General features: G+C 69.2%; 24 protein-coding genes. 9 read left to right on the top strand and 15 right to left on the bottom strand.

The annotated features are described in order from the left end of the window. Window positions 1–621 (bottom strand): LysE family translocator, encoded by a 621-nt coding sequence (locus tag HWY37_RS29600; protein WP_175210283.1) that lies wholly within the window; start codon window positions 619–621, stop codon window positions 1–3. 171 nt (window positions 622–792) lie between these two features. On the opposite strand from HWY37_RS29600, the gene gorA reads away from it, so the two are divergent. Next, on the top strand, window positions 793–2,151 hold the full coding sequence (gorA, locus tag HWY37_RS29595; RefSeq protein ID WP_175210285.1) for a glutathione-disulfide reductase: 1,359 nt from the start codon (window positions 793–795) through the stop codon (window positions 2,149–2,151). 10 nt (window positions 2,152–2,161) lie between these two features. Here the strand turns inward: gorA and HWY37_RS29590 are convergent, their stop codons facing one another. Continuing rightward, window positions 2,162–2,980, bottom strand: coding sequence for a DUF72 domain-containing protein (locus tag HWY37_RS29590; protein WP_176090449.1), 819 nt, complete (start codon window positions 2,978–2,980; stop codon window positions 2,162–2,164). Between the two features lie 152 nt (window positions 2,981–3,132). On the opposite strand from HWY37_RS29590, the gene HWY37_RS29585 reads away from it, so the two are divergent. Beyond that, entirely contained in the window at window positions 3,133–3,765 is a 633-nt protein-coding gene (locus tag HWY37_RS29585; RefSeq protein WP_175210289.1) for a LysE family translocator, read from the top strand. Beyond that, entirely contained in the window at window positions 3,765–4,061 is a 297-nt protein-coding gene (locus tag HWY37_RS29580) for a hypothetical protein (protein WP_176090448.1), read from the top strand. The genes HWY37_RS29585 and HWY37_RS29580 overlap by 1 nt, the downstream gene beginning before the upstream one ends. A gap of 646 nt (window positions 4,062–4,707) precedes the next feature. Here the strand turns inward: HWY37_RS29580 and pdxR are convergent. Then, window positions 4,708–6,177 carry a MocR-like pyridoxine biosynthesis transcription factor PdxR gene (pdxR, locus tag HWY37_RS29575; RefSeq protein ID WP_176090447.1) on the bottom strand — a complete coding sequence of 490 codons (1,470 nt, stop codon included), beginning with the start codon at window positions 6,175–6,177 and terminating at the stop codon, window positions 4,708–4,710. Between the two features lie 126 nt (window positions 6,178–6,303). Here pdxR and HWY37_RS29570 point away from each other — a divergent pair, with 126 nt between their 5' ends. Together HWY37_RS29570 and HWY37_RS29565 are read left to right on the top strand one after the other, a co-directional pair. Continuing rightward, window positions 6,304–7,032 (top strand): GNAT family N-acetyltransferase, encoded by a 729-nt coding sequence (locus tag HWY37_RS29570; RefSeq protein WP_176090446.1) that lies wholly within the window; start codon window positions 6,304–6,306, stop codon window positions 7,030–7,032. Next, the gene (locus HWY37_RS29565) at window positions 7,023–7,916 is read left to right on the top strand and encodes a DMT family transporter (RefSeq protein ID WP_176090445.1); all 894 of its coding nucleotides are present in this window, start codon (window positions 7,023–7,025) and stop codon (window positions 7,914–7,916) included. Before HWY37_RS29570 ends, HWY37_RS29565 begins: the two co-directional genes overlap by 10 nt. Window positions 7,917–7,932: 16 nt before the next feature. On the opposite strand, the gene HWY37_RS29560 is transcribed toward HWY37_RS29565, so the two are convergent. The 4 genes from HWY37_RS29560 to HWY37_RS29545 form a co-directional block, all read right to left on the bottom strand. Then, complete coding sequence (locus tag HWY37_RS29560; protein ID WP_176090444.1) at window positions 7,933–8,871, bottom strand: DMT family transporter; 939 nt, start codon at window positions 8,869–8,871, stop codon at window positions 7,933–7,935. After that, window positions 8,868–9,203 (bottom strand): thioredoxin family protein, encoded by a 336-nt coding sequence (locus tag HWY37_RS29555; RefSeq protein WP_042793046.1) that lies wholly within the window; start codon window positions 9,201–9,203, stop codon window positions 8,868–8,870. The genes HWY37_RS29560 and HWY37_RS29555 overlap by 4 nt, the downstream gene beginning before the upstream one ends. A gap of 108 nt (window positions 9,204–9,311) precedes the next feature. Then, window positions 9,312–10,589 carry a Zn-dependent hydrolase gene (locus HWY37_RS29550; protein WP_176090443.1) on the bottom strand — a complete coding sequence of 426 codons (1,278 nt, stop codon included), beginning with the start codon at window positions 10,587–10,589 and terminating at the stop codon, window positions 9,312–9,314. 71 nt (window positions 10,590–10,660) lie between these two features. After that, entirely contained in the window at window positions 10,661–11,455 is a 795-nt protein-coding gene (locus tag HWY37_RS29545) for an enoyl-CoA hydratase/isomerase family protein (RefSeq protein WP_176090442.1), read from the bottom strand. A gap of 139 nt (window positions 11,456–11,594) precedes the next feature. Between HWY37_RS29545 and HWY37_RS29540 the strand changes: the two genes are divergently transcribed. Beyond that, the gene (locus HWY37_RS29540) at window positions 11,595–12,506 is read left to right on the top strand and encodes an SDR family oxidoreductase (protein WP_175211377.1); all 912 of its coding nucleotides are present in this window, start codon (window positions 11,595–11,597) and stop codon (window positions 12,504–12,506) included. Here HWY37_RS29540 and HWY37_RS29535 read toward each other — a convergent pair. After that, a complete protein-coding gene (locus tag HWY37_RS29535; protein WP_175211378.1) occupies window positions 12,470–13,195 on the bottom strand; it encodes a TetR/AcrR family transcriptional regulator in 726 nt (241 codons plus the stop codon). The genes HWY37_RS29540 and HWY37_RS29535 overlap by 37 nt on opposite strands. 123 nt (window positions 13,196–13,318) lie before the next feature. Between HWY37_RS29535 and HWY37_RS29530 the strand changes: the two genes are divergently transcribed. From HWY37_RS29530 to HWY37_RS29520, 3 genes are all read left to right on the top strand, one after another. Further along, window positions 13,319–14,941 (top strand): acyl-CoA synthetase, encoded by a 1,623-nt coding sequence (locus HWY37_RS29530; protein ID WP_176090441.1) that lies wholly within the window; start codon window positions 13,319–13,321, stop codon window positions 14,939–14,941. Window positions 14,942–15,088: 147 nt separating this feature from the next. After that, a complete protein-coding gene (locus HWY37_RS29525) occupies window positions 15,089–16,945 on the top strand; it encodes a phosphoenolpyruvate carboxykinase (GTP) (protein WP_175211380.1) in 1,857 nt (618 codons plus the stop codon). A 167-nt stretch (window positions 16,946–17,112) separates the two neighbouring features. Continuing rightward, window positions 17,113–17,742 (top strand): class I SAM-dependent DNA methyltransferase, encoded by a 630-nt coding sequence (locus tag HWY37_RS29520; protein WP_175211381.1) that lies wholly within the window; start codon window positions 17,113–17,115, stop codon window positions 17,740–17,742. Window positions 17,743–17,788: 46 nt separating this feature from the next. On the opposite strand, the gene HWY37_RS29515 is transcribed toward HWY37_RS29520, so the two are convergent. From HWY37_RS29515 to HWY37_RS29485, 7 genes are all read right to left on the bottom strand, one after another. Beyond that, on the bottom strand, window positions 17,789–18,286 hold the full coding sequence (locus HWY37_RS29515; RefSeq protein ID WP_175211382.1) for an ureidoglycolate lyase: 498 nt from the start codon (window positions 18,284–18,286) through the stop codon (window positions 17,789–17,791). Then, on the bottom strand, window positions 18,286–19,020 hold the full coding sequence (locus HWY37_RS29510) for an ABC transporter ATP-binding protein (protein WP_175211383.1): 735 nt from the start codon (window positions 19,018–19,020) through the stop codon (window positions 18,286–18,288). The genes HWY37_RS29515 and HWY37_RS29510 overlap by 1 nt, the downstream gene beginning before the upstream one ends. Beyond that, window positions 19,013–19,750, bottom strand: a complete 738-nt coding sequence (locus HWY37_RS29505) for an ABC transporter ATP-binding protein (protein ID WP_175211384.1) — start codon at window positions 19,748–19,750, stop codon at window positions 19,013–19,015. The genes HWY37_RS29510 and HWY37_RS29505 overlap by 8 nt, the downstream gene beginning before the upstream one ends. After that, window positions 19,750–20,730 carry a branched-chain amino acid ABC transporter permease gene (locus HWY37_RS29500; protein WP_175211385.1) on the bottom strand — a complete coding sequence of 327 codons (981 nt, stop codon included), beginning with the start codon at window positions 20,728–20,730 and terminating at the stop codon, window positions 19,750–19,752. The genes HWY37_RS29505 and HWY37_RS29500 overlap by 1 nt, the downstream gene beginning before the upstream one ends. A 2-nt stretch (window positions 20,731–20,732) precedes the next feature. Continuing rightward, entirely contained in the window at window positions 20,733–21,623 is an 891-nt protein-coding gene (locus tag HWY37_RS29495) for a branched-chain amino acid ABC transporter permease (protein WP_176090440.1), read from the bottom strand. A gap of 226 nt (window positions 21,624–21,849) precedes the next feature. Further along, window positions 21,850–23,058, bottom strand: a complete 1,209-nt coding sequence (locus tag HWY37_RS29490; protein ID WP_176090439.1) for an ABC transporter substrate-binding protein — start codon at window positions 23,056–23,058, stop codon at window positions 21,850–21,852. Between the two features lie 259 nt (window positions 23,059–23,317). Next, window positions 23,318–24,670, bottom strand: a 1,353-nt coding sequence (locus HWY37_RS29485) for an amidase (RefSeq protein ID WP_176090438.1), incomplete at its 5' end; no start/stop codon positions are given.

Here is a 24,670-nt window from a genome sequence, read left to right as displayed (position 1 = left end):
CTAGACCCGGCGCGCCAGCAAGGCCCAGATCCCGGCGGCGGACAGCAGGGCGCCGCCGCCCAGGTTGAAGCCGCGCTGGGCGCGGGGCGACGCCAGCAGGCGCCGGGCCGACCCCGCGAAAATGGCGTAGGCCGTGGCGTTGATGCCGGCGCAGGCGACGAAGGTGGCCGACAGGATCCAGAGCTGGCGCGTCACGTCGCCCGCCGGATCGATGAACTGCGGCAGGAAGGCCACGAAGAAGATGATGCCCTTGGGGTTCAGCGCGGTCACCAGGTAGGTGTTGGCGAACAGCTTCCAGCGCGAGCCCGACGCCGTGGCCGGCAAGGTGGCGGGCGAGACGCCGGCGCGCAGCAGCTTGAAGCCCAGGTACAGCAGGTACAGGCCGCCCACCGTCTTGACCACGGTGAACCAGAAGGCCGACGCCGCCAGCAGGGCGCCCAGGCCCAGCAGTGATAGCAGCAGGGCGGTGGAGTCGCCCAGCGCCACGGCCAGCACCAGAGGCAGGCGGGCGCGCCGGCCCTGCGCGATGGAGTAGCTGATGACGGTGAGTATGGTGGGGCCGGGCAGCATCACGAGGAGGGCGGAAGCGCCCAGGAAGGCCAGCCAGGTTTCAAGCGACATGGGATCTGCTCCAGGGGTAGGGCGGCGCGGGGCGGCCGGCCTGCGGGAAACTGTATAGCAATTGCCGCCCTGTGCAAACGACGCCCGGCCGGCCGCCGGCGCCGGGTGGTGTTAAATACGGTTTTCCCGGACAGTGAACGCGGACCCGCAAGGGCACGCGAAGGAAACACCATGGCATTCGATTTTGATCTGTTTGTGATCGGCGCGGGCTCTGGCGGCGTGCGCGCCGCGCGTTTCGCGGCGGGCTTCGGCGCGCGCGTGGCGGTGGCCGAAAGCCGCTATTTGGGCGGCACCTGCGTCAATGTGGGCTGCGTGCCCAAGAAGCTGCTGGTCTACGGCGCGCACTACAGCGAGGACTTCGAGCAGGCGCGCGGTTTTGGCTGGAGCGCCGGCGAGCCCAGCTTCGACTGGCCCGCGCTGATCGCGAACAAGAATCGGGAGATCGAGCGTCTTAACGGCATTTACCGCAATTTGCTGGTCAATAGCGGCGTGACCCTGCTGGAAGGCCACGCCCGTATCCTGGATCCCCACACGGTCGAGATCAACGGCAAGTCCTATAGCGCCGCCCATATCCTGGTGGCGACCGGCGGCTGGCCCCAGGTGCCGGACATCCCGGGCAAGGAACACGCGATCACCTCGAACGAGGCCTTTTTCCTGAAGCAACTGCCGCGCCGCGTGCTGGTGGTGGGCGGCGGCTACATCGCGGTCGAATTCGCCTCGATTTTCAACGGCATGGGCGCGCAGACCACGCAGGTCTATCGCGGTCCGCTGTTCCTGCGCGGCTTCGACCAGGGCGTGCGCGAGCACCTGCGCGACGAGCTGGTGAAAAAGGGCATCGACCTGCGCTTCAACGCCGAGGTCGTGCGTATCGACAAGCAGGCCGACGGCACGCTGGCCGCGACCCTGAAGGACGGCTCCGTGGTCGAGGCCGACTGCGTGTTCTACGCCACCGGCCGCCGGCCCATGCTGGACAACCTGGGGCTGGAGAACACCGCCGTCAAGCTGGGCAAGGGCGGCTTCATCGAGGTCGACGAGGAGTACCGCACGGCCGAGCCTTCCATCCTGGCCATCGGCGACGTGATCGGCCGGGTGCCGCTGACGCCCGTGGCCCTGGCCGAAGGCATGGCCGTGGCGCGGCGCCTGTTCCGTCCCGAGGAATACCGCAAGGTCGACTACCAGCTGATTCCGACCGCGGTGTTCAGCCTGCCGAACATCGGCACGGTGGGCATGACCACGGAAGAGGCGCGCGCGGCCGGCCACGAGGTCAAGCTGTTCGAGAGCCGCTTCCGGCCCATGAAGCTGACCCTGACCGAGTCGCAGGAAAAGACCCTGATGAAGCTGATCGTGGACGCCAAGACCGACCGCGTGCTGGGCGTGCACATGGTGGGCCCGGACGCCGGCGAAATCGTGCAGGGCATCGCCATTGCGCTGAAGGCCGGCGCGACCAAGCAGGTGTTTGACGAAACCATCGGCATCCATCCGACCGCCGCCGAAGAGTTCGTGACCCTGCGCACCCCGGTCGCCCAATAGGGCCGGGGCGCTACAAGCGTTCGATCATGGCGCGCGCCGCCATCGGCGCGCGTTCCTTCGCGCCATTGATGAAGAAGGCAAACACCTCCGCCGGCCGTGCCGCCTTCTTTTCCGGGGCGCCGGCGAGCGGCAGGTCGGCCGGATGGGCGCCTCGCGCCCAGGCGCGCAGGCGGTCCGCCCAGGCGTCCAGCGCCTTGGGCGCGTAGCCCGCCTTGTAGGCCGTGCTGGCGCGCATCAGCCGCGCATACGCGAAACCGGCGGTACGGTCGGCGATGGACGGATAGTCCTCGCTGTCCGTGTAGACCGTGGCCGCGCCGTGGCGCCGCGCCAGTTCCAGGTACTCCTCGCAGGCGAAGCTGGCATGGCGCACGTCCAGCACGTGCCGCAGCGGCAGGCCGTCGATCTGGTCCGGCAGCAGCGCTAGGAAGGCGCCGAAGTCGTCCGCGTCGAAGGCCTTGGTGGGCGCGAACTGCCAGACGATGGGGCCCAGTTTGGGGCCCAGCTCCGCGATGCCGCTGTGCACGAAGCGATGGACGGAGTCCCCGGCGCCCGCCAGCTCGCGGCGGTTGGTGGCGTAGCGCGAGGCCTTCAGCGAGAACACGAAACCCTCGGGCGTTTCGTCGCGCCATTTGGCGAAGGTGGCCGGCTTCTGGGTGCTGTAGTAGGTGCCGTTGATTTCGATGGCGCTGAGCTGGCGGCTGGCGTATTCCAGCTCCCGCGCATGCGGCAGGTTTTCGGGGTAGAAGGCGCCGCGCCAGGGGGCGTAGGTCCAGCCCCCGATGCCGATGCGGATGGCGCCGTCTTTCGGATGAGGATGCGCTTGCGGCATGTCCGGGCTCTCCAGGGACGGGAACCGGTCCACTGTATCGCCGGCGCCACTGCCATGTAAACCCGGCCTGGAAAGTCCCTGTTCCGATACAGTTTTGGGCTACTGTGTCAGTTCACGCTTCCACTTCCTGCACGGCCTTGCGCCGGCCCATCATGCCCGACCTTACCCATCTGATGACGTTCGCCCTGGTTGCCCTGGGCATGGTGCTCACGCCCGGGCCCAACATGATCTACCTGGTCTCCCGTTCCATTTCACAAGGCGCGCAGGCGGGCCTGATTTCGCTGGGGGGCGTGGCGGTCGGCTTCGTCTTCTACGTGCTTTGCGCGGCCTTCGGCATTACGGCGCTGCTGATGGCGGTGCCTTACGCCTATGACGCGCTGCGCATCGGCGGCGCGCTGTACCTGCTGTACATGGCCTGGCAGGCGCTGCGTCCGGGCGGGCGTTCGCCGTTCCAGGTGCGCGAGCTGCCCAAGAGCAGCCCGCGCACGCTGTTCACGATGGGGCTGGTGACCAATCTGCTCAATCCCAAGATCGCGATCATGTACGTGTCGCTGCTGCCGCAGTTCATCCAGCCCGAGCGCGGCAGCGTGTTCACGCAGTCGCTGGCGCTGGGCATGACGCAGGTGGCGATCAGCCTCACGGTCAATGCGCTGATCGCCATCATGGCCGGCTCCATCGCCGGCTTCCTGGCGGGCCGGCCCGTGTGGATGGTGGTGCAGCGCTGGCTGATGGGCACGGTGCTGGCCGGGCTGGCGGTGCGCATGCTCATGGACAGCCGCCGCTGATGCAGACCGATGACGGCTTCTTCGCATCGCTGGGCGGCATGCTCGGCGAGGCGCTGCGCAGCGTCGTCGCGGGCCTGAAGTGGCTGTTGGGCGGGATCGGCGGTGCGCTGGGCGATTTCTATTCGGGCCTGTCGGGCGCGATGGGGATGAGTCCGTCGGTGTTCAATCTGGCGGTGTTGGCTATCGGGTTGATGTTGCTTTGGGCGGCGGTTAAGGCGTTGTTGCGGCGGAGTTTGCTGGGGGCGTTGGTTTGGGGGTTTTTGGCGGTGTTGGTGTTGGGTGGGTTGATTAATTGATGGGCTTTGTTGTGCCGCGTTTTGCGGGTGGTGGTGTTCTTTAGGCGCCAGCCGCGCCGCGGGCCTGGGGCGAGCAGGGCAACGATTGCGGCCCGGAGCCTTCGCTCCGGGCTTCCCCGTCGTCATCGTCGTTGCCGCCTACGGCGGCTGCCTTCCGATTCCCTCGGGCTTATCGACGCCCCGCTCGCCCCAGGCCCACGGCGCGGCTGGCTCCGGCGGTTGAAACTTCACGGGCGCTGGGGCGGGTGGTGTGCTTGGCGTGTTTACCATCGGCGGGGCGGGGCGAAAGGTCTTGCGGGGCCCGCTCCCGGCCGGCCGCGCGGGCGGCCTTTGGGAGCTTACGCGGTGTCTTGCGGCGAGTGATGGCGCTGCGCGCTGTTTGTCACCGGTTCCTTAAAAGAGTCGGTGCATGGGTGGACGATTCGCCGTATTCGCGCAGCGAACACGATAGAAATTTTGTGAATCGCGTATGTATCAATCGGCCGCCCGGGCGGCCGATTGATACGGGCAGCTCACGAGTCGCCCCTGACCACGGCTCCAGCAGCGCAACAAGCCAAGACAGCGGCAGCTCACCGCCCGCGCCGATGGGCGACCTACGAAGTCTGCCCTCTGCACTGCCTGCAACCGTTCGTACTGACGGCCGGACCTACGAAGCCTGACGCGCCGCCAACGCCACCTTTCTCAACCTCTGCACCAACGCTGGAAACCGCTCGGCCCCCGTATTCCCGTACCCGATCACCAGTCCGTTGTCCTCGGCCCGCGGCGCCACCGCGAACGATGACAGCGCGCCCGGGTTCATGCCGATCTTGCGCGCCTGCTGCACGATCTCCCTGTCTGGAAACTGCGCGGGTAGCCGCACCGTCAGGTGCAGGCCGCAATGGCCGCCCAGCACCTCGTGTTCGATCCCCAGATGCCCGGCCAGGGCCTCACGCAGCGCGGCCTGGCGTTCGCGGTACAGGCGGCGCATGCGGCCCAGGTGGCGCGAGTACTGGCCGTTTTCCATGAAGGCGGCCATGGTCAGTTGTTCCAGCCGATGGCCGCCGCGCATCATTTCGATGATGGACGGCATGGCCTGCGCCGCGATGGCTTCGGGCAGCACCAGGAAGCCCAGGCGCAGCGCCGGGAACATGGTCTTGCTGAAGGTGCCCACGTAGAGCACCGGCGCATCCTCGACCAGGCCCTGCATCGCGGCTATCGGTTCGCCCTGATGGCGGAATTCGCTGTCGTAGTCGTCCTCGATGATCCAGGCGCCGGCCTGGCGGGCCCGTTCGATCAGCCCCAGGCGGCGCGGCAGGGACAGCACCGCGCCGGTGGGGTACTGGTGCGATGGCGTAGTCTGGATGAGACGCGGCGGGCGTTCCCGCCAGGCGTTTTCGGGGATCACGATGCCATCCGCGTCCACGCGCATCGCCACCACGTCCAGGTCGCCGCCGTGGAAGGCGGACTTGGCGCCGCGGTAGCCCGGGTCTTCCAGCCAGGCGGTGTCGCCGGGGTTGGTCAAAAGCTGCACGCACAGCGCCAGCGCGCCTTGGGCGCCTTCGGTGATGACGATGCGCGAGGCGTCGCAGCGCACGCCGCGCGACACGCGCAGGTATTGGGCGATGGCTTCGCGCAGCGCCGGCTCGCCCACGGGATGACCGTAGCCCAGGGTGGTGGCCGGGGCCGCTTGCAGCGCGCGGTCCTGCGCGCGGCGCCAGGCGCTGATGGGGAATTGCGTCAGCGCCGGGGTGCCGGGCGTCATGGGCAGCGAACTGTCGTGGGCGTAGCGCGTGGAGACGATGCGCGTCAGCCGCTGAGCCGTGAGCGCGGGCTGGGGCGGGGGCGGCGCGGTGCGCTTGGCGGCGATGGCGGCAGCGGCCGACAGAGGGGCCACCCGCGTGCCTTGGCGGTCGGCGATCACATAGCCTTCGGCCGTCAGCTGTTCATAGGCGATCAGGACCGTGTTGCGCGAGATGTCCAGTTCCTCGGACAGGGCGCGCGACGAGGGCAGCCTGCCGCCTGCGGGCAACTGCCCGGCCAGGATGGCCTGCTTGAGGCGCTGGATCAGCTGGCGCTGCCGCGGCTGGGTGCCGGGACCGCGCGCGAGCGGGCTGGAGAGCAGGGCGGGGGTGTCCATCTTGGCCCTATTAAATATATGGATCGTGGTGCTTTTTATGATGCCACGATTTCGATATCGTGAGGACATGCGCATTGTGTCCGCCGCTGCCGGCGGCGCGCGCCAACCCAGATGAGGCCTCGCAGCATGCAACCCCGCGTCAACGCTTTCCAGCAACCCATAGGCCCGGAAGTGCCGGGCTGGACCCCGCGCCCGCGTCCGCCCCTGGATCCCATCGTCGGCCGCTATTGCCGGCTGGAGCCGCTATCGGCCGAGCGCCATGCCGAGGACCTGTACCAGGCGTTCAGCCTGGCCCCGGACGACAGCGACTGGACCTATATGTCGGTGGGGCCGTTCGCTGATCTGGCGGCCTATCGCGAGTTCGCGGAAAAGGCGCAGGCCGGCAACGATCCCCTGCATCACGCCATCATTGACCTGGAAACGGGCCGTGCCGTCGGCACGCTGGCGCTGATGCGCATCGACCCGGCCAATGGGGCGATCGAAGTGGGCTTCGTGTCGTTTTCGCGCCAGCTCAAGCGCACGCGCATCGCCACCGAGGCCCAGTTCCTGCTGATGCGCCGCGCCTTCGACGAACTGGGCTACCGCCGCTACGAATGGAAGTGCGACAGCCTGAACGCGCCGTCGCGCAGCGCCGCCGCCCGGCTGGGTTTCGAGTTCGAAGGCATCTTCCGCCAGGCCACGGTGTACAAGGGCCGCAGCCGCGACACGGCCTGGTTCGCCATCGTCGACGGCGACTGGCCCGCCTTGCGCGCCGCCTATGAACGCTGGCTGAGCCCGGACAATTTCGATGCCCAGGGCCGACAGCTTCGTGGCCTGTCCGAACTGACCGAGCAGGCTCGCGCCGCGTGCGCCTGATCCCGGTTGCGCTGGCCCTGTTCTGGGGCCTGAACTGGCCGGCGGTGAAGATCATCCTGTCGATCTTTCCGCCGTTCACCTTGCGCCTGCTCGGCCTGGGCAGCGGCGCGGTGCTGCTGTTGCTGCTGGCGCGCGCCAAGCGGCTGCCCCTGCTGCCGCCGCGCGAGTCGTGGCGCGGCATCATCGTGGGCGGGCTGCTTGCCGTCGCGGCCTTCAATCTGCTGGTGGCCTGGGCGCAGCTCAGCACCAGCACCTCGCGCGCGGCGGTGCTGACCTTCACCATGCCCATGATGTCGGCCGTGCTGGCCTGGGCGGTGCTGGGCGAACGCCTGGACGGGCGCCGGGCGCTGGCGCTGCTGCTGGGCGCGGCCGGGGTGTCCATCCTGGCCTGGCCGGTGTTGCGCGCCGTGTTCGGCGAACACGATATGGCCGCGGCCAAGGGGCTCGCCTTTCCGCTGGTGGCGGCCTTCTGCTGGGCCGCCGGTTCCGTCTACCTGAAGGGCTGGCCCGTGGCCGGGAGCCGCATCGTCGTCACCGCCTGGCAGTTGGCGGTGGGTGCGGCCTGCGCCCTGGGCGGCGTGCTGATCGCGGGTGAATCGTTTCCCACGCAGGGCTGGAACGGCCGCGTGGCAGGGGCCTTGTCGTTCCACATCATCCTGGGCACCGCCGTCGCGTACTGGCTCTGGTTCGTGCTGAGCGAGCGCGTCAGCGCCACGGTGGCGGCGCTGACCACGCTGATGGTGCCGGTGGTGGGGGTGCTGGGCGCGATGGCGCTGGTGGGCGACCGGCCCGCGGCCATGGATTGGTGGGGCTTTGGCCTGGTGCTGGGCGGGGCGGCGCTGATCGTGCTGAACCTGGGCGCGGCGCCGCGGCGGAGCCGTTGAGCGGCGCGGCGGCGGTTCAGCGCGCGCGCCGCAGTTTCTCGCGCAGCAGTTCCGCGCCGCTGACCAGGGTGATGCCCGCCAGCACCAGCAGCGCGCCCAGCACGAAGCCGGCGTCCAGCGGTTCGTCCAGGATCAGCACGCCGAAGCTCACGCCGAACAGCGGCGTCATGAACGACAGCACGGACAGGCGCGACGCGAGGTAGCGGCGCAGCAGCCAGAACCACGCCAGGTAGCTGGACAAGGCCACCACCACGGACTGGAAGGCGACGCTGAGCACTGCGGCCTGCGTGTAGCGGAAACCGGCGTTGCCGGTGGCCGCGGCATAGGCCAGCAAGGCGATCGCGGCCACCGCCATCTGATAGAACAGGGTCTTGGCGGGCGCGGCTTCGGACAGCGAGGTCTTGCGGATCGCCACCGTGGTGGCGCCCCAGAACAGGCCGGCCAGAAGGCCCATGGCATCGCCCAGCAGCATGTTGGGCGCGCCGGCGGAGCCGGCCGGCTGGCCTTTGCCGAGGAAGGCCACGGCGATGCCGCAGAACGCCACGGCCACGCCCACCCATTGCAGCGGCTTCAGGCGTTCCTCGGGCAGCAGCCAGTGCAGGCCCAGCGCGGCGAAGATGGGCGCGGTGTACAGGAACACCGACATGTGCGAGGCCGTGGTGTGGACCAGGCCCTGCGCCACGAACAGGAATTCGCCCGCGAACAGCAGGCCCACGATCAGGCCGGGCAGCAAGGTGCCGTCGCCGAACGCGCGCAGGCCCTCGCGCCGCGCCACGGCGCAAGCCAGCACCAGCGCCGCGAACGCCGAGCGCAAACCGATCTGCATGATGGGGGAAACATCCGCGGCCACCAGCTTGATGGCGATCTGCTGGAAGCCCCAGCAGACGCACAAGAGCAGCATGGCGCCGGTCGCCAGCCCGTCCAGCGGCTGGCGCAGGGGCTTGGCGGCGCTCACGGCAGTTCGGCGGGGTAGCTGTCCAGAGCCAGCCCGATCTGCTGGCGCAGGTCCCATTCCGCCAAGGTCGACTGGACCGGGCCGAAGAAGGCGCCGTCGCGCGTCACGAACATGGCGGGCAGGTGGAAGACCTCGTAGCGTTCGACCAGGCCGCGGTTGTCGCCGGCGTCGACCCAGCACACGCGTTCCACCGGCAGCTCCAGCTGCGGCAACTGTTCGCGCGCGATGCGGCAGGTGCCGCAGGTGCGGCTGTGGAAGACCAGCAGGGACAGGCCGGGCGCGTCCAGCAGGTAGCGGTCGGCGGTGCTGTCGTTGAGTTCTATCTGTTCCATGGGGGCAGGGCCGTGCAGGGGCGCCGGTGGCGGCGCGAGGCGCTCATTATGGCAGCGCGCGGCCCGCGGGCGGGCGATACCCGCGGGCGCGGCAGGGCCGCCCCGGCGTCAGGCGCCGCGCAGCCGCTGGTCCAGTTGCAGCACGGTCTGGTACAGCACGCGGGTGCCGTCCAGCAGCTGCGGGGGCTCGATCCACTCTTCCGGGCAGTGGCTGCGGCCGTTCAGGCAGGGGATGAAGATCATGCCGATGGGGCCGGTGGGCGCCATGTACACCGCGTCGTGGCCCGCGCCGCTGGGCAGGCGCATGGAGGCATAGCCCAGCTGGTCGGCGGCGGCCTGTACCGCGTCCATCACCAGCGGCGTGCAGTCCGTGGGCCGGGCGCGGCTCAGCTGCGTGAAGCTGGTCGAGAGCCGCAGCGCCGTCAGGTCGGCGGCCACGCCGGCCATCAGGGTTTCCGGGAAGGCGTCCAGCACGGCGTCGCTGTCGCTGCGCATTTCCAGCGTCAGTTCGACGCGGCCGGGCACGGCGTTGGCGGCGTTGGGCGTCATCGACAGCCGGCCCACGGTGGCGACCACGTAATGGGGATTGCCGCTGGCGGCGCTGGCCTGGCGGTTGGCGGCGTCGATGATGCGGGCCGCGCCCACCAGGGCGTCGCGGCGGATGTCCATGGGCGTGGTGCCGGCGTGGTCGGGCTGGCCTTCGACCGTGATCAGCACGCGGCGGATGCCGACGATGTTGGTGACCACGCCGATGGGCAGGCCGCGGCTTTCCAGCACCGGTCCCTGTTCGATATGCAGTTCGACGAAGGCGGCGGTGCCGCCCGGGCCGCGCAGCGGCGCGCCCAAGGCTGAGGGGTCGCCACCGATGCGGGCGATGCCGGCGGCCAGCGTCTCGCCTTCGGGGTTGCGGGCCTGCAGCATGTCGGGCGTCAGCTGGCCGCAAAGCGCGCGGCTGCCGACGCAGGAAATGCCGTAGTCGCTGGGTTCCTCGGACAGGAAGTCGATGACCTCGAAGGGGTGTTCCAGCTGGATGCCGTGTTCGCGCAGGGTGTGGGCGACTTCGATGCCGGCCAGCACGCCGATGATGCCGTCGAAGCGGCCGCCGGCCATCACGGTGTCGCAATGCGAGCCGGTGGCGATGGGCTTGCGCGCCGGATCGCGCCCGGCCAGCGTGCCCACCAGGTTGCCGCCGGCGTCCAGTCGCGTCGCCAGGCCCGCGGCTTCGAATTCACCGCGCAGCCAGGCGCGGGCCTCGTCGAACAGCGGCGAGAACGCGCGGCGCGTCCAGGGGACGTCGGGCAGGGTGTATCGGGAAAGGGCTTCGACGCGGGCCCAGAGGCGCTCGGCGTTCAGGGGAGGGAATGCGGGGGGCGTGGCTTGCGGCATGGTGCTTCCTGGAAATCCGCCAGCGATTATGGCATGTCGCGGGGCCGATGCCGGGCCGCGCCGCGCCGGCGCTACGAGGCGCGCCGCCAGGAAGGCTCGCGCTTCTCCAGGAACGCGCTGACGCCTTCGCGCGCCTCGTCCGTGCTGCGCACGGCCGCGATGCGTTCCACCGTGTCGGCGATGAGCGCCGCGTCGATGTCCTGGCCGGCGAAGTCGCGCACCAGCCGCTTGCTGGCCTGCACCGCGCCGGGGCCGTTGTCGCACAGCGCCAGGCACAGCGCTTCGGCGCGCTGCGGCAGTTCGGCCTGGGGCGCGACGTCATGCACCAGGCCCAGCCGGAAGGCGGTCGCGGCGTCGAAGCGTTCGGCGGTCAGGAAGTAGCGGTTGGCGGCGCGCTCGCCCATGGCGCGCAGCACATAGGGACTGATGGTGGCGGGCAGCAGGCCCAGCCGCGTTTCCGACAGGCAGAAGTGCGCGCTGCCCGCGGCGATGGCGATGTCGCAGGCCGACACCAGTCCCATGCCGCCGGCATAGGCGTCGCCGTTGACGCAGGCCACCACCGGCTTGGGGCAGGACCAGATCGCGTGCAGCATGCCGGCCAGCCTGGCGGCGTCGGCGCGGTTCTCGGCGTCGCTGAGCGTGGCCATCTTGCGCATCCAGTTCAGGTCGCCGCCGGCGCAGAAGGCCTTGCCCGCGCCCGTCAGCAGCAGCACGCGCACGGCCGGGTCGTCCACCGCCGCCTGGACCGCGCCGGTGAGGGCGGCGATCAGGGCATCGTCGAATGCGTTGCGCATCTCGGGGCGGTTCAAGGTCAGGCGGGCGATGGGGCCGTCGTAGGCGACGTCCAGCGGGGCGGGCGCGGTCATTCCTGGTCTCCAGTTTTCTTGATAGAGGCTCAATAAATGCGGCAAAGCGTTCCAGCGATTCCAGGCTGGAATTTACCTGCTTGCGATCCAATCTGGGTAAATATTGAGTTATCCTCAACAAAAATAAATGGAGCGAGACATGAACCAGCATCCAGGCGGCGCGGCCGCCGGCCAGCGCTACGCGTCGGTCTTCCGGCCGGGCCTCTACGAAGGCAAGACCATCGTCGTGACGGGCGGAGGCAGCGGCCTGGGCCGCTGCACCGCGCATGAGCTGGCGTCGCTGGGCGCAAGCCTGGCGCTGGTGGGACGCAAGCCGGACAAGCTGCAGGCCGCGCACGATGAAATCCTGCGGATCTACCCGGAGGCCGCCGGCCGCATCAGCCTGCACGTCTGCGACATCCGCGACGAGGCCGGCGTGCGCGCGACGGTCGCCGAGGCGCTGGCGCGGCACGGCGCCATCGACGGCCTGTTCAATTGCGCCGGCGGGCAGTTTCCCGCGCCGCTGGACCGCATCAGCTACAACGGCTGGAATGCCGTGGTCCAGAACAATCTGCACGGCACCTTCCTGGTGTCGCGCGAGGTCTATACCCAGCACATGCGCCAGCACGGCGGCGCCATCGTCAATATGCTGGCGGACATCTGGGGCGGCATGCCGGGCATGGGGCATTCGGGCGCGGCGCGCGCCGGCGTCTGGAACCTGACCGAGACCGCCGCCTGCGAATGGGCCCACGCGGGCGTGCGGGTCAACGCCGTGGCACCGGGCTGGATCGCCTCCAGCGGCATGGACAGCTACGACGAGGACTATCGCGCGGTGCTGCGCGAACTGAAGACCAAGGTGCCGCTGCAGCGCTTCGGCACCGAGGCCGAACTGGCGGCGGCGGTGGTGTTCCTGCTGTCGCCGGCCGCGGCCTTCATCAACGGCAGCGTCATCCGGGTGGATGGCGGCGTGCCCAACGCGCGCCATTCGTGGACCCTGGCTCCCGCGGAACGGGGAGAGGCCTACAACGGCTTTCCTCAGTACGAGCCGCCTTCGCTGTTCTCCGACGACTGAAGCCGATGCAGGGCGTCGCGCACCTCGCCGCGGAATTGCGCCAGCGCCAGGGCGTCCTGGGCGGGCGGCTGCAGCGCCTGCCACAGAAAGCCGACCAGCTGGTCGGCGGTGGCGGCCACGTTGACCCGCGCGCCACGCAGGATGGCATCCCACAACACGTGCTCCATCGGCCCGTACACCGCCGAGCGCAGCAGCCGCAGCGGCATGTCGCGGCGGATGTCGCCGTCGGCCTGGCCCTGGGCCAGGATGCGCATCAGCGGCGCGGTGTAGCGGCGCTGCAGCTCGGCGTAGACCTCGCCGAAGTCGTCGTTGCGGGCGCGGCCCTCGGACAGGATGAAGGCGCACAGCCCGGTGCCCTCGGCCAGCAGGTGGCGCAGATGCGCGTGCACCAGGTAGTGCAGCTGGGCGCGCGCGCCGTGCACGTGCGGCAGGCTGTCCTCGACCTTGGCGATGATCTCGTCGTACCAGTCGCTGATCACGCGCACGCAGAGTTCGCGCTTGCCGCCGAAATAGGTGAACACGGTGGCCTCGGACACGCCCAGGCGCTGCGCGATCTCGGTGGTGGTGGCGGCCTGGAAGCCCGCTTCGGAAAAGACCTGGCGGGCGACGCGCAGGATGTCGCGGATGCGCTGTTCGGACTTGGCGCTGGCCGGCGGGCGGCGCATCGGGACGGTGGCGGCTTTTTCCATGCGGCGTGGGGTGGGCTGGGGGTGGGCGGGGCTTAATATTGAGCCAGGGTCAAGTTTGAGGCAAGACGTTACATCGCCGGCGCCAGCCGCCGGCGCGTTCGACAACAACACCAGAGACAAATCATGCTGACCAGAGCCGATTCCTACACGCAGCTCGCGTCCCAGTTCCAATGGCAGGTGCCGGCGGCCTACAACATCGGCGTCGACGCCTGCGACAAGTGGGCCGACGGCAGCGGCCGCCTGGCGCTGATCTACGAAAAGAGCGACGGCGCGCAGTCGCGCTACACCTTCGACCAGATCAAGGCTTTGTCCAACCAGCTGGCGCGCAGCCTGGAGCGCCATGGCGTCAAGCGCGGCGACCGCGTGGCCGTCTACCTGCCGCAGGCGCCGGAAACGGCGGTGACCCACATCGCCGTCTACAAGATGGGCGCGGTGGCGGTGCCGCTGTTCACGCTGTTCGGGGTCGACGCGATCCAGTACCGCCTGGCCAATAGCGGCGCGGCCGCATTGGTGACCGACGCTGAGGGCTGCCGCAAGCTGCGCGAGATCCGCGCCAGCCTGCCCGACCTGAAGGTGGTGTACTGCATCGACGAGGACTGCCCTGACGGCGCGCTGCCTTTCCATGCCGAGCTGGCGGCCGAGTCCGAGGACTACACGCCGGCGGCGACCGCGGCCGACGATCCGGCCGTCATCATCTATACCTCGGGCACCACCGGCAAGCCCAAGGGCGCGCTGCACGCGCACCGCGTCCTGCTGGGCCACCTGCCGGGCGTGGAGATGTCGCACGAGTTCTTCCCGGAGAATGCGGCGCTGATGTGGACGCCGGCCGACTGGGCCTGGATCGGCGGCCTGCTGGACGTGCTGCTGCCGTCCTGGCACCACGGCGTGCCGGTGCTGGCGCGCCGCTTCGAGAAGTTCGACGGCGCCAGCGCCTTCGAGCTGATGGCGCGCCATGGCGTGACCCACACCTTCCTGCCGCCCACCGCGCTGAAGATGATGCGCGGCACCGAACTGCCGGCCGGGGCGGGTGCCTTGGCGCTGCGCTCGGTCGCCAGCGGCGGCGAGTCGCTGGGCGCGGAACTCATAGACTGGGGCCGGCGCGTGCTGGGCGTGACCATCAACGAGTTCTACGGCCAGACCGAATGCAACATGCTGGTGTCGTCCTGCTCGTCCCTGTTCGACCCCTGCATCGGCGCCATCGGCCGCGCAGCGCCAGGGCACCGCGTCGCTATTGTGGATGACCAGGGCGCCGAAGTGGCCGATGGACAGGAGGGCAACATCGGCGTATTGCGGCTGGATCCGGTCATGTTCCTGGGCTACTGGAACAACCCCGAGGCCACCGCCGAGAAATTCGCCGGCGACTATCTGCTGACCGGCGACCAGGGCGTGCGCGACGCCCAGGGCTTCATCCGCTTCGTCGGCCGCAACGACGACGTCATCACCAGTGCCGGCTACCGCATCGGCCCGGGACCCATCGAGGACTGCCTGATCGGCCACCCCGCCGTGCGCATGGCGGCGGTGGTGGGCGTGCCCGACGCCCAGCGCACCGAGATCGTGATGGCCTATGTGGTGCTGAACGAGGGTTATGCAGGCAGCGACGCGCTGGTGAAGGACTTGCAGGCCCACGTGCGCAAGCGCCTGGCGGCGCATGAGTATCCGCGCGCGATCCGTTTTGTAACCAGTTTGCCCACCACCGCCACCGGCAAGATCATCCGGCGCGAGTTGCGCGACGGCAGCTACGCCTGACCCGTCTCAACCGGTGACAATGTCGTCCAAGAGGATGGGTTGACGGGCAACCCGCCGCTGCAAGTATGATGGCGCAAATTGATACGGCCCCATGCCAATTGGGGCCGTATCACCATTAGCTTTACTTATAGTATGGAGATAACCCCGATGAATAAGCCTTTGGATGGGGGACTGGCCGCCTTGAACGTGCCTGACTATGTGAAACACCGCGGCCTGATCGACTGGGTCGCCAGTTTCGCCGCGCTGGCCAAGCCGGACCACATCGTGTGGTGCGACGGCTCCCAGGAAGAATACGACCGGCTGTGCGAACAGATGGTCCAGTCGGGCACGATGCGCAGGCTGAACCCCGCCAAGCGGCCTAATTCCTTCCTGGCCTGCTCGGATCCGTCCGACGTCGCCCGCGTGGAAGACCGCACCTTCATCTGTTCCGACCGTGCCGAAGACGCCGGCCCCACCAACAACTGGGCCGAGCCCGCCGCCATGCGCGAGACGCTCAACGGCCTGTTCGACGGCGCCATGCGCGGCCGCACGCTGTACGTCGTGCCGTTCTCGATGGGCCCGCTGGGCTCCGACATCGCCCACATCGGCGTGGAACTGTCCGACAGCCCCTACGTGGCCGTGAACATGCGCATCATGACGCGCATGGGCAAGCAGGTCTATGACGTGCTGGGCGCCGACGGCGACTTCGTGCCCTGTGTGCATTCCGTGGGCAAGCCGCTGGCTGCCGGCGAGGCCGATGTGGCCTGGCCGTGCAACCCCACCAAGTACATCGTCCATTTTCCCAAGACCCGCGAGATCTGGAGCTTCGGCTCGGGCTACGGCGGCAACGCGCTGCTGGGCAAGAAGTGCTTCGCGCTGCGCATCGCGTCCACCATGGGCCGCGACCAGGGCTGGCTGGCCGAGCACATGCTGATCCTGGGCGTGACCTCGCCCAAGGGCCGCAAGTACCACGTGGCCGCGGCATTCCCGTCGGCCTGCGGCAAGACCAACTTCGCCATGCTGATCCCGCCCCAGGGCATGGACGGCTGGAAGGTCACCACCATCGGCGACGACATCGCCTGGATCAAGCCGGGCAAGGACGGCCGCCTGCACGCCATCAACCCGGAAGCCGGCTACTTCGGCGTGGCCCCGGGCACCAGCGAGCAGACCAACTTCAACGCCATGGCCACGCTCAAGGCCAACGTCATCTTCACCAACGTGGCGCTCACCGATGACGGCGACGTCTGGTGGGAAGGCATGACGGACGAGCCGCCGGCGCACCTGATCGACTGGCAGGGCCAGGACTGGACCCCCGCCATCGCGCGCGAAACCGGCCGCAAGGCGGCGCACCCGAACGCGCGCTTCACCGCGCCGGCCGCTCAGTGCCCGTCCATCGACCCCGAATGGGAAAACCCCGAAGGCGTGGTCATCGACGCCTTCATCTTCGGCGGCCGCCGCTCCACCACCGTGCCGCTGGTGACCGAGGCCCGCAACTGGGTCGAAGGCGTCTACATGGCTGCCACCATGGGTTCGGAAACCACCGCCGCGGCCGCCGGCCAGCAGGGCGTGGTGCGCCGCGATCCCTTCGCCATGCTGCCGTTCTGCGGCTACAACATGAGCGACTACTTCAGCCACTGGCTGAAGCTGGGCAAGCAGCTGGAAGCCGCCGGCGCCACCCTGCCGCGCATCTACTGCGTCAACTGGTTCCGCAAGGGTCCGGACGGCAAGTTCGTCTGGCCCGGCTTCGGCGACAACATGCGCGTGCTGCGCTGGATGCTGGGCCGCATCGACGGCCAGTCCAAGGGCGTGGACCAGGTGTTCGGCATTTCGCCGAGCTACCAGGACATCGACTGGACCGGCCTGGAGTTCAGCCCGGACAAGTTCGAGCAGGTCATGTCGGTCGACGCCGGCGCATGGCGCGACGAACTGGCGCTGCACCAGGAGCTGTTCGCCCAGCTGGAGCAGGGCCTGCCCGAGGATCTGCCGGCCACCAAGGCCCGGATCGAAGGGCGGCTGGCGGCCTGAGGCCCGCCTGGCGTCGTGAGGGTGTCTGGCGCTGGCGCGCGTCTGGCGTCTGACACCCCCTTGGGAAGCTTGCGCAGATCAAGGCGGCTCCGCCCGGTTGCCAGACGGCCGGCCGGAGCCGGCTTCCGGCGACGGCCGCATGCGGTTTTTTGCGGCACAATCACCCCATGAAACTCGACGCCGAAGACCTCGCCAAGATCAGTTCCCTGACCCTGGCGCACTACCAAGAGAACGCGGAATCGTTCGAGACCGGCACGCGGGACCACGACGTCAGCCAGAACATCGCGGCGCTCCTGCGCCACATCGAAGGCGATCCTCCGTACGACATCCTGGATTTCGGTTGCGGCCCAGGCCGTGACCTGAAGACGTTTGTCGCCCTGGGCCACCGGCCGGTGGGCCTGGACGGCACGCCGCGCTTTGTCGAGATGGCGCGGGTGGCTAGCGGCTGCGAGGTCTGGCAGCAGGATTTCCTGCGCCTGGCGCTGCCGCCGGGCCGCTTCGACGGCATCTTCGCCAACGCCGTGCTGTTCCACGTGCCCGGCCAGGAGCTGCCGCAGGTGCTGCGGGCGCTGCGCGACACGCTCAAGCCACGCGGCGTGCTGTTCAGCTCCAATCCGCGCGGCGGCAACCAGGAAGGCTGGAACCGCGGACGCTATGGCGCCTACCACGACCTGGAAGGTTGGCGCGGCCTGCTGACGGCCGCGGGTTTCGAGGAACTGGAACACTACTACCGACCGCAGGGCCTGCCGCGCGAGCAGCAGCCCTGGCTGGCCAGCGTCTGGCGGCGGGCCGGTTAGGGCCGGCCAAGACGCAAGCGAGCCGCGGACAGCGTCTGGCGCGGACTCAGGCGGCCTGGATCGTCCAGGGCGCGTCCGGCAAATCCACTATCTCGCAATCCACGCTGGGGCCGGCGCGTTCCAGCACGGCGAATTCGCCGTCGGCCAGCGCCATCAGCGGGTGATGCCAGACGTCACGGCGCAGCGTGATGCCCACGCCTGCGCTAGCCATGAAGGCGCGCAACGTGGCCGTGTCCGGCGCGTCCGCGCCCAGCGCCACCAGCACCACGTAGGGCGTGCCCGCCAGCGGCAGGAAGGTCTGGCTGCCCAGGCGGTGCCGCTCCAGCAGGCGCGCGGCAAAGGGCAGGGCGATCGCCCGCGCCCGGAATACCGACAGCGAGGGCCGGCCGCCGGCGTCCAGCAGGTCGGGTTCGTTCATGTCCACGCGCAGCGAGGTGCCGGCGTTGATGCTGCGGCCGGCGCGGTCCCGGCTGCTGACGACTTCGCCGTAGGGCGCGAAGGCCGCGGCGTCGAGCGGTTGGGCGATCAGGGTCCGGATAGCCATCAGAAATTGATCCCCAGCCATTCGCGCACCTGCTCGTGCAGGTCGCCGGCGAAGTCCTCGGGCGAGCCCGAGGCGGTGATTTCGCCCAGGCTCAGCACGTAGATGTGGTTGGACATGGCCACGACCCGGCGCACGTTGTGGTCCACCAGCAGGATGCCCATGCCCGCGTCGGCGAAGGCGCGGATCCACTGGAACACCTCGGCCGCCACGCGCGGCGCCAGCCCGATGCTGGGCTCGTCGATCAGGCAGACCTGCGGCTGCACCATATAGGCCTTGGCGAATTCCAGCGACTTCTGCTGGCCGCCGGACAGGTTGCCGGCCTGGTCCTTGAGTTTCTGCTTGAGCACCGGAAAGCGCTCCAGCGTATCGGCGTAGCGCGCTTCCAGCACGTCGCCGTAGCGCTTGCGCCGGCCTTCCAGCGGCAGGCGCAGGTTCTCTTCCACCGTCAGGTAGGGGAACAGGCTGGATTCCTGCGGGATGTACCAGAGGCCATCATCGATCATGCGGTGCGGCGGCTGGCCCGAGATGTCGCGTCCGGCGCGCGTGACGCGGCCGGACTTGGGCCGCAGGAAGCCGCAGATGGCTTTCATCAGCGTGGACTTGCCCGCGCCGTTCAGGCCGATCAGGCCGCTGATGCGGCCGGCCTGCACCGTGAGCGAGACGTTGCGCAGCACGTCGATGTCGCCCATATAGCCCGCGGTCACGCCTTCCATGGCGAGCAGCGTGTCAGGCATGGTCCTGCTCCTCTTGTCCCTGTTCGCCCAGATAGGCCTCGATCACCGCGGGCTCGCGCAGCACCTGCTGCGTGGGGCCGTCAGCCAGCACGCGGCCGGCGTTCATGCATACCGAACGCGGGCACAGATCCACCACCACCGGCATGTCATGGCTGACCAGGATGAAGGTCTGGCCGCTCTGGTTGCGGCGGCGGATGAACTCCGACATGGTTTCCTTCATGACCGGGTGGACGGCGGCGAAGGGCTCGTCCAGCAGCGCGATGCGCGGCCGCGCCATGAAGCAGGCGCCGAATTCCAGCAGCTTCTTCTGTCCGCCCGACAGTTGCCCGGCGTCCAGATGCATGACGTGGTTCAGCTTGAGCTCGTCCAGCAGTTCCAGCGCGCGGCGGCTGGCGGCCGCTTCGTCCAGGCCCATGGCCAGGCCGCACACGATCAGGTTGTCGTAGGCGCTGACCCGGTTGAAGACGCGGGTCATCTGGAACATGCGTAGCACGCCCAGCCGCGTCAGCCGCGTGGGATTCAGGCCCATCACGCTGCGGCCGTCCAGCTTCACCTCGCCCGCGTCCGCCGCCAGGTGGCCGGACAGCACGTTGAGCAGGGTGGTCTTGCCCGAGCCGTTGGGGCCGATCAGTCCCAACAGCTCGCCGTCGGCGACGTCCATGCCCGCGCCGTTCACGGCCAGCAGCCCGCCGAAGCGCTTCTGTATTCCGGAGATTTGCAGCAGTGCCATCAGGCCCCCCTGGCGCTGGCGTTGGCGGCCGCCGAACGGCGCAGGACGGCGCGGCGCGCCAGGCCCCACAGCCCTTCGCGGAAGAAGCGCGCGAAGACGATGACCAGCAGCGCGAACACGATCATCTGGATGTTGCCCACGTCGCGCAGCAACTCCGACGCGACATAGACCAGCACCGCGCCCAGCAGCGGCCCGACCAGCGTGCCCATGCCGCCGATCACCACCATGGCGATCACCATGCCGGTCTGCGTCACGATGCCCAGTTCCGGGCTGACCAGCTGCGCGAAGGTGCCATACAAGCCGCCGGCGAAACCGCAGATGGCGCAGCTGATCAGGAAGGCCAGCGTCTTGTAGCGCACGACGTCGATGCCGCGGCTGGCCGCGCCGATCTCGTCGTCGCGGATGGCCTGCAGGAATCGTCCCGGTCGCGCCCGCAGCAGCAGGAAGATCAGCAGCGTGACCGCCGCCAGCGCGGCCAGGAACAGGTAGTAGTTGCCCACCCGGCTTTCCAGCAGCGCGGGCACGTGCAGGCCCTGGTCGCCGCGGGTGAAGTCGATGGAGTTGTAGATCACCAGGCGCACGATCTCGGCGAAGGACAGGGTGGTCAGCGCCAGGTAGGGCCCCGACAGCCGCAGCACGATGCGGCCCAGCACCAGGCCCACCAGCCCCGGCAGCACCGCGGACAGCGGCAGTCCCAGCCACAGCGGCACGCCCCAGTGGTAGGCCAGCAGGCCCGTGGTGTAGCCGCCCAGCATGGCGAAGGCGGCCGGCGCCAGCGAGAACTGGCCAGCGTAGCCCGCCAGCAGGTTCCAGCCGCTGGCCAGCATCGCGAAGTACATGCTGACGATCAGCACGCCCAGCCAGTACGGCGAGGACACGCCCAGCGGCAGGAGCGCCAGCACGGCCAGGAACGCCAGCGACAGCCGCAATTCCTGGCTCAGCTTGTTGCGCAGCAGATTGGGATGGGCAAGGGTTTGCATGGTCAGACCTCCCGCGCGCGTTCGCCGAACAGGCCCTTGGGCCGGAACAGCAGGATCAGGATCAGGAGCGCCAGCCCGAAGGTGTCGCGGTAGTCATAGGACAGGTAGACCGCGCCGAAGCTTTCCAGCACGCCCAGCGCCAGCGCCGCGACGATGCTGCCGGGGATCGAGCCCATGCCGCCTATCACCACGATCACATAGGACTTGATGGCCGGAAACGCGCCCACGTCCGGCGCGGGATTGATGACCGGCGCCAGCAACGCGCCGGCCAGCGCGGCCAGCACGCCGGACGCCATGAAGATGATGCTGCTGGCGCGCGCCGTGTCGATGCCGGCGATCGATGCGCCCAGGCGGTTCTGCGCCACCGCCTGCACCTGCCGGCCCCACAGCGAACGCTTGATGAACAGCGCCAGCCCCACCAGCAGCACGATGGACATGCCGGCGGTGATCAGCTTCTGGCCGCTCATCATGAAGGGGCCAATTGCCATGCGCGTCACGTCCGACAGCGCCGGGCCGCGCATGGGGTAGGGGCCGACGACCTTGTCGACCAGGTTGATCAGCAGCAGCGACAGGCCGAAGGTCACCACCACCGCATACTCGTCCTTCATCAGCCCCCAGGAACCGTAGCCGGCGTACAGCGGCCGCATCAGCCAGCGTTCCGTGGCCCAGCCCAGCAGCGCGCCGGCCGCCGCGGCCACCGGCAGCGCCAGCCAGGGCGGCACGCCCAGGGCCAGCGACACCAGGGTGTAGGTGTAGGCGCCGATCATGTAGAACTCGCCATGGGCGAAGTTCACGACCTTCAGGATGCCGAAGATCATGGTCAGGCCGACCGCCATCAGCGCGTAGTACAGGCCGATGATCAGGCCGTTGACGAACAGGTCCAATGCCAGCACTCGATTCTCCCTGGCGCCGGGGCGGGGCCCCGGCCTGTGTTGCGGTCATGCTGTGGAGACGATCCGGTTCTTTTTGCTGCCGAGCCGCCCCAAGGCAAAAAGGCGTCCCCTCGGGGGCCGGCAAGCTGAAGGCGCGGCGTGGGGGCACCTTTTGCCGCCGGGCCGCCCCAAGGCAAAAGCGCCCCCTCGGGGGGCAGCAAGCCGAAGGCGCGGCGTGGGGGCACCATTATTTGGCGGGCTTGACCAGCTTGTCGACCTGCAGCGGTTGGCCGGTGGCCTGGATCAGCGTGGTCTTGCTCAGCGGCTGGTCGACCTCGGTCAGCTGGTAGGTGACGTAGGGGATGTCGACCCATTGCTGGTAGGTGTAGCCCGGCTCCTGCGAGAAGCTGAACTTGCCGCGCACGCCTTCGAACTGCATGCCTTGCAGGGCCTTGATGATGGCGGCGCTGTCGGTGGACTTGGCTTCCTCGATGGCGCGGGCGATCAGCAGCACCGAGTCCGCGGCCTGGAAGATCAGGCGGTTGGGTTCGGTCTTGGCCTGCTTCTGGTAGGCGGCGCCCACGTCCAGGCCCAGTTGCGGCATGGGCATCTGCGGGTGGTACAGGCCGAAGGCCAGCATGTACTTGCCGGCTTCCTTCACGTTCTTCCAGAAGTCGGGATAGTCGGCGATGCCGGCGCCGTCGTAGAACCAGGTCTTGGCGCTGGGCGCCACGCCCTGTTCATACAGCTGGTTCATCAGGATGTACGCGGCCGGCGGCAGCATGATGTTGACCACCAGGTCCGGCGGGCTGGCGCGCAGCGGCAGCACGGCCGGCGTGAAGTCCTTGCCGGCGCGGTCCAGCGCCACGTACTTGTACTGGGTCTGCGGCGCGGCCTTCTTGAGGAATTCGCCCAGCAGCTTGGCCTGGCCGATGCCGTAGTCGGTGTTCTCGGCGAAGGCGACCACGCTCTTGACCTTCAGCGCGGCGATGGTGTCGGCCATGGCGCTGGAGACGCGGGTGTTGTAGTTGGCCGGATTGAAGACTTCCGGGTAGCCCTTGGCGCGCACGTCGTCGGACCAGCAATTGGTGTTGACGTAGGGCACCTTGTAGCGGTGCGTGACCTCGATCTCGGCCAGGCAGACCGAGCTCTGGTGGCCGCCCGTAATCGCCACGACCTTGTCGCGCGAGATCAGTTTTTCGGCCGCCGCGCGGCCCTTTTCCGGAATGCCCTGATCGTCCTCGTAGACGATCTTCAGGGGGCGGCCCAGCACGCCGCCCTTGTCGTTGATCATCTTGGCGATGATTTCCACGCCGTCCTTGACCTGCGTGCCTTGGACCACGGAGCCGGGCGGGGATTGCGCGATGCTCACGCCGATGACGACAGGATCGGCGCCGTGGGCGGAGGAGGCGAGAACGACCGCGGATACGGCTGCGGCAAGGCGAAGCAGTTTCATCGTGGTTTCCTTTTGGAAAGGATGTGCGGCGATGCCGCCGCTCGCGCAGGCGAGGCGTCGGCGGGCGGGAACTCTGCTCGTTTTTTAATCCTGTAGTACCGGTCTGACCAGTTAGGGCTTACCAGCATGCGGGCCGGGCCGGCGTCCGGGGCTGGACTCGGGGCTGGACGCGGGGCTGGATTCGGGGGCTGAACTCGGGGGCTGAATTCGGGGGCTGAATTCGGGGCCGGCCCGGACACCGGCCCCGGCGCAGCCGGCCTCAGCCCGCCAGCAGGTTTTCGATCCGGGCGGCGGTGTTCAGCACCCGCCAGTCGGCGCCGCGCGCGCCGGCGATCTGCAGCCCCAGCGGCAGGCCGTTGCGGCCGACGCCGCAGGGCAGCGTCAGCGCCGGCATGCCGGTCAGGTTGAAGGGCATGGTCAGGCCGGTGACGGCGGTGTGCAGCGGCACTTCGCGGCCCGCGATGGTGACCGCGCCGGCGCCGGAGCGCGGCGGCTCAATGCGCAGGGTGGGGGTGACCAGCACGTCCACCGACTGCATGGCCTGGTCGAACATGCGCGCCAGCGCGGCGCGGCCGCGCTGCGCCCGCGTGTACCAGGCGGCGGGAAAGAACTGGCCGATCTCCAGGCGCACGCGCACGTCGTCGCCCAGGGTCTCGGGCTGGTCGATCAGCCGGCGCCAGTGGATGTCGGTGGCCTCGCTGCACAGGGTCGCGAACTGCAGCGCCGCGCTGTGCTCCACGCCGGGCAGATCCAGCGGCACCAGCGTGGCGCCGTCGGCCTGCATCAGCGCCAGCGCCTGGTTGACGGCCTGCGCCACGTCCTCGGCCAGCGGGTCGTAGAAGTAGTTGCGCGGCACGCCCACGCGCAGGCCGGCGAGCGCGCCCGCGCTGACGGTGCGTTCCGCCTGACCCGACATGATGGAGTAGGCCAGCGCGGCGTCGGCCACGCTGGCGGCGATGGGGCCCAGGTGGTCCAGGCTGGCGCCCAGCGCCTGCGCGCCGTCGCGCGAAATGGCGTCGAAGGTGGGCTTGAAGCCGACCACGCCGCAGCAGGCGGCGGGGATGCGGATCGAGCCTGCGGTGTCGGTGCCGATGGCCAGACGCACGATGCCGGCGGCCACCGCCGCGGCCGAGCCGCCGCTGGATCCGCCTGCGGTGTAGCCCGCCGCGCGGGGGTTGCCGACCCAGCCGTAGTGGGGGTTTTCGCTGGTGATGCCGTAGGCCAGTTCATGCAGGTTGGTGGTGCCCACCACCAGCGCGCCGGCTTCGCGCAGGCGCGCCACCGCCAGCGCGTCGCGCAGCGCCGGCGGCGGCTTCAGGCCGCCGCTGCCGTTGGTCTGGGGAAAGCCGGCGACCTGCATCAGGTCCTTCACGGCTATCGGCACGCCCATCAGCGGCATGGCGGCGCCTTCGCGCAGCTTGCGCGCGGCCGCGGCGGCCGCGCCGTCCAGCGCCGGCGTGTCGGACAGGCTGATGAAGGCGTTCAGGCCGGCCTGTTGGCGGGCCGCGGCCAGCGCCGCCTTGGCGGCTTCGGCCGCGCGCGCGGGATCCTCGCGGCATTCGCGGGCAATGGCGGCGATGCCGCGCGCGTGGCGCGACACCGCGACGCCGCG

Origin of the sequence: Achromobacter anxifer, assembly GCF_903652925.1 — a bacterium.
GTDB lineage: Bacteria > Pseudomonadota > Gammaproteobacteria > Burkholderiales > Burkholderiaceae_B > Achromobacter > Achromobacter anxifer.
The sequence above is the reverse complement of the archived record's forward strand: the minus strand, read 5'-3'. Positions and strand labels throughout refer to the sequence as shown.

Excerpts from the sequence above, each read along its gene's own strand:
- HWY37_RS29535 (WP_175211378.1), bottom strand. The coding sequence starts at position 13,195 with ATGGAAAAAGCCGCCACCGTCCCGATGCGCCGCCCGCCGGCCAGCGCC.
- gorA (WP_175210285.1), top strand. The coding sequence starts at position 793 with ATGGCATTCGATTTTGATCTGTTTGTGATCGGCGCGGGCTCTGGCGGC.
- HWY37_RS29510 (WP_175211383.1), bottom strand. The coding sequence starts at position 19,020 with ATGCCTGACACGCTGCTCGCCATGGAAGGCGTGACCGCGGGCTATATG.
- HWY37_RS29540 (WP_175211377.1), top strand. The coding sequence starts at position 11,595 with ATGAACCAGCATCCAGGCGGCGCGGCCGCCGGCCAGCGCTACGCGTCG.
- HWY37_RS29530 (WP_176090441.1), top strand. The coding sequence starts at position 13,319 with ATGCTGACCAGAGCCGATTCCTACACGCAGCTCGCGTCCCAGTTCCAA.
- HWY37_RS29600 (WP_175210283.1), bottom strand. The coding sequence starts at position 621 with ATGTCGCTTGAAACCTGGCTGGCCTTCCTGGGCGCTTCCGCCCTCCTC.
- HWY37_RS29525 (WP_175211380.1), top strand. The coding sequence starts at position 15,089 with ATGAATAAGCCTTTGGATGGGGGACTGGCCGCCTTGAACGTGCCTGAC.
- HWY37_RS29505 (WP_175211384.1), bottom strand. The coding sequence starts at position 19,750 with ATGGCACTGCTGCAAATCTCCGGAATACAGAAGCGCTTCGGCGGGCTG.
- HWY37_RS29490 (WP_176090439.1), bottom strand. The coding sequence starts at position 23,058 with ATGAAACTGCTTCGCCTTGCCGCAGCCGTATCCGCGGTCGTTCTCGCC.
- HWY37_RS29555 (WP_042793046.1), bottom strand. The coding sequence starts at position 9,203 with ATGGAACAGATAGAACTCAACGACAGCACCGCCGACCGCTACCTGCTG.
- HWY37_RS29580 (WP_176090448.1), top strand. The coding sequence starts at position 3,765 with ATGCAGACCGATGACGGCTTCTTCGCATCGCTGGGCGGCATGCTCGGC.
- HWY37_RS29550 (WP_176090443.1), bottom strand. The coding sequence starts at position 10,589 with ATGCCGCAAGCCACGCCCCCCGCATTCCCTCCCCTGAACGCCGAGCGC.
- HWY37_RS29590 (WP_176090449.1), bottom strand. The coding sequence starts at position 2,980 with ATGCCGCAAGCGCATCCTCATCCGAAAGACGGCGCCATCCGCATCGGC.
- HWY37_RS29545 (WP_176090442.1), bottom strand. The coding sequence starts at position 11,455 with ATGACCGCGCCCGCCCCGCTGGACGTCGCCTACGACGGCCCCATCGCC.
- HWY37_RS29500 (WP_175211385.1), bottom strand. The coding sequence starts at position 20,730 with ATGCAAACCCTTGCCCATCCCAATCTGCTGCGCAACAAGCTGAGCCAG.
- HWY37_RS29585 (WP_175210289.1), top strand. The coding sequence starts at position 3,133 with ATGCCCGACCTTACCCATCTGATGACGTTCGCCCTGGTTGCCCTGGGC.
- pdxR (WP_176090447.1), bottom strand. The coding sequence starts at position 6,177 with ATGGACACCCCCGCCCTGCTCTCCAGCCCGCTCGCGCGCGGTCCCGGC.
- HWY37_RS29515 (WP_175211382.1), bottom strand. The coding sequence starts at position 18,286 with ATGGCTATCCGGACCCTGATCGCCCAACCGCTCGACGCCGCGGCCTTC.
- HWY37_RS29570 (WP_176090446.1), top strand. The coding sequence starts at position 6,304 with ATGCAACCCCGCGTCAACGCTTTCCAGCAACCCATAGGCCCGGAAGTG.
- HWY37_RS29520 (WP_175211381.1), top strand. The coding sequence starts at position 17,113 with ATGAAACTCGACGCCGAAGACCTCGCCAAGATCAGTTCCCTGACCCTG.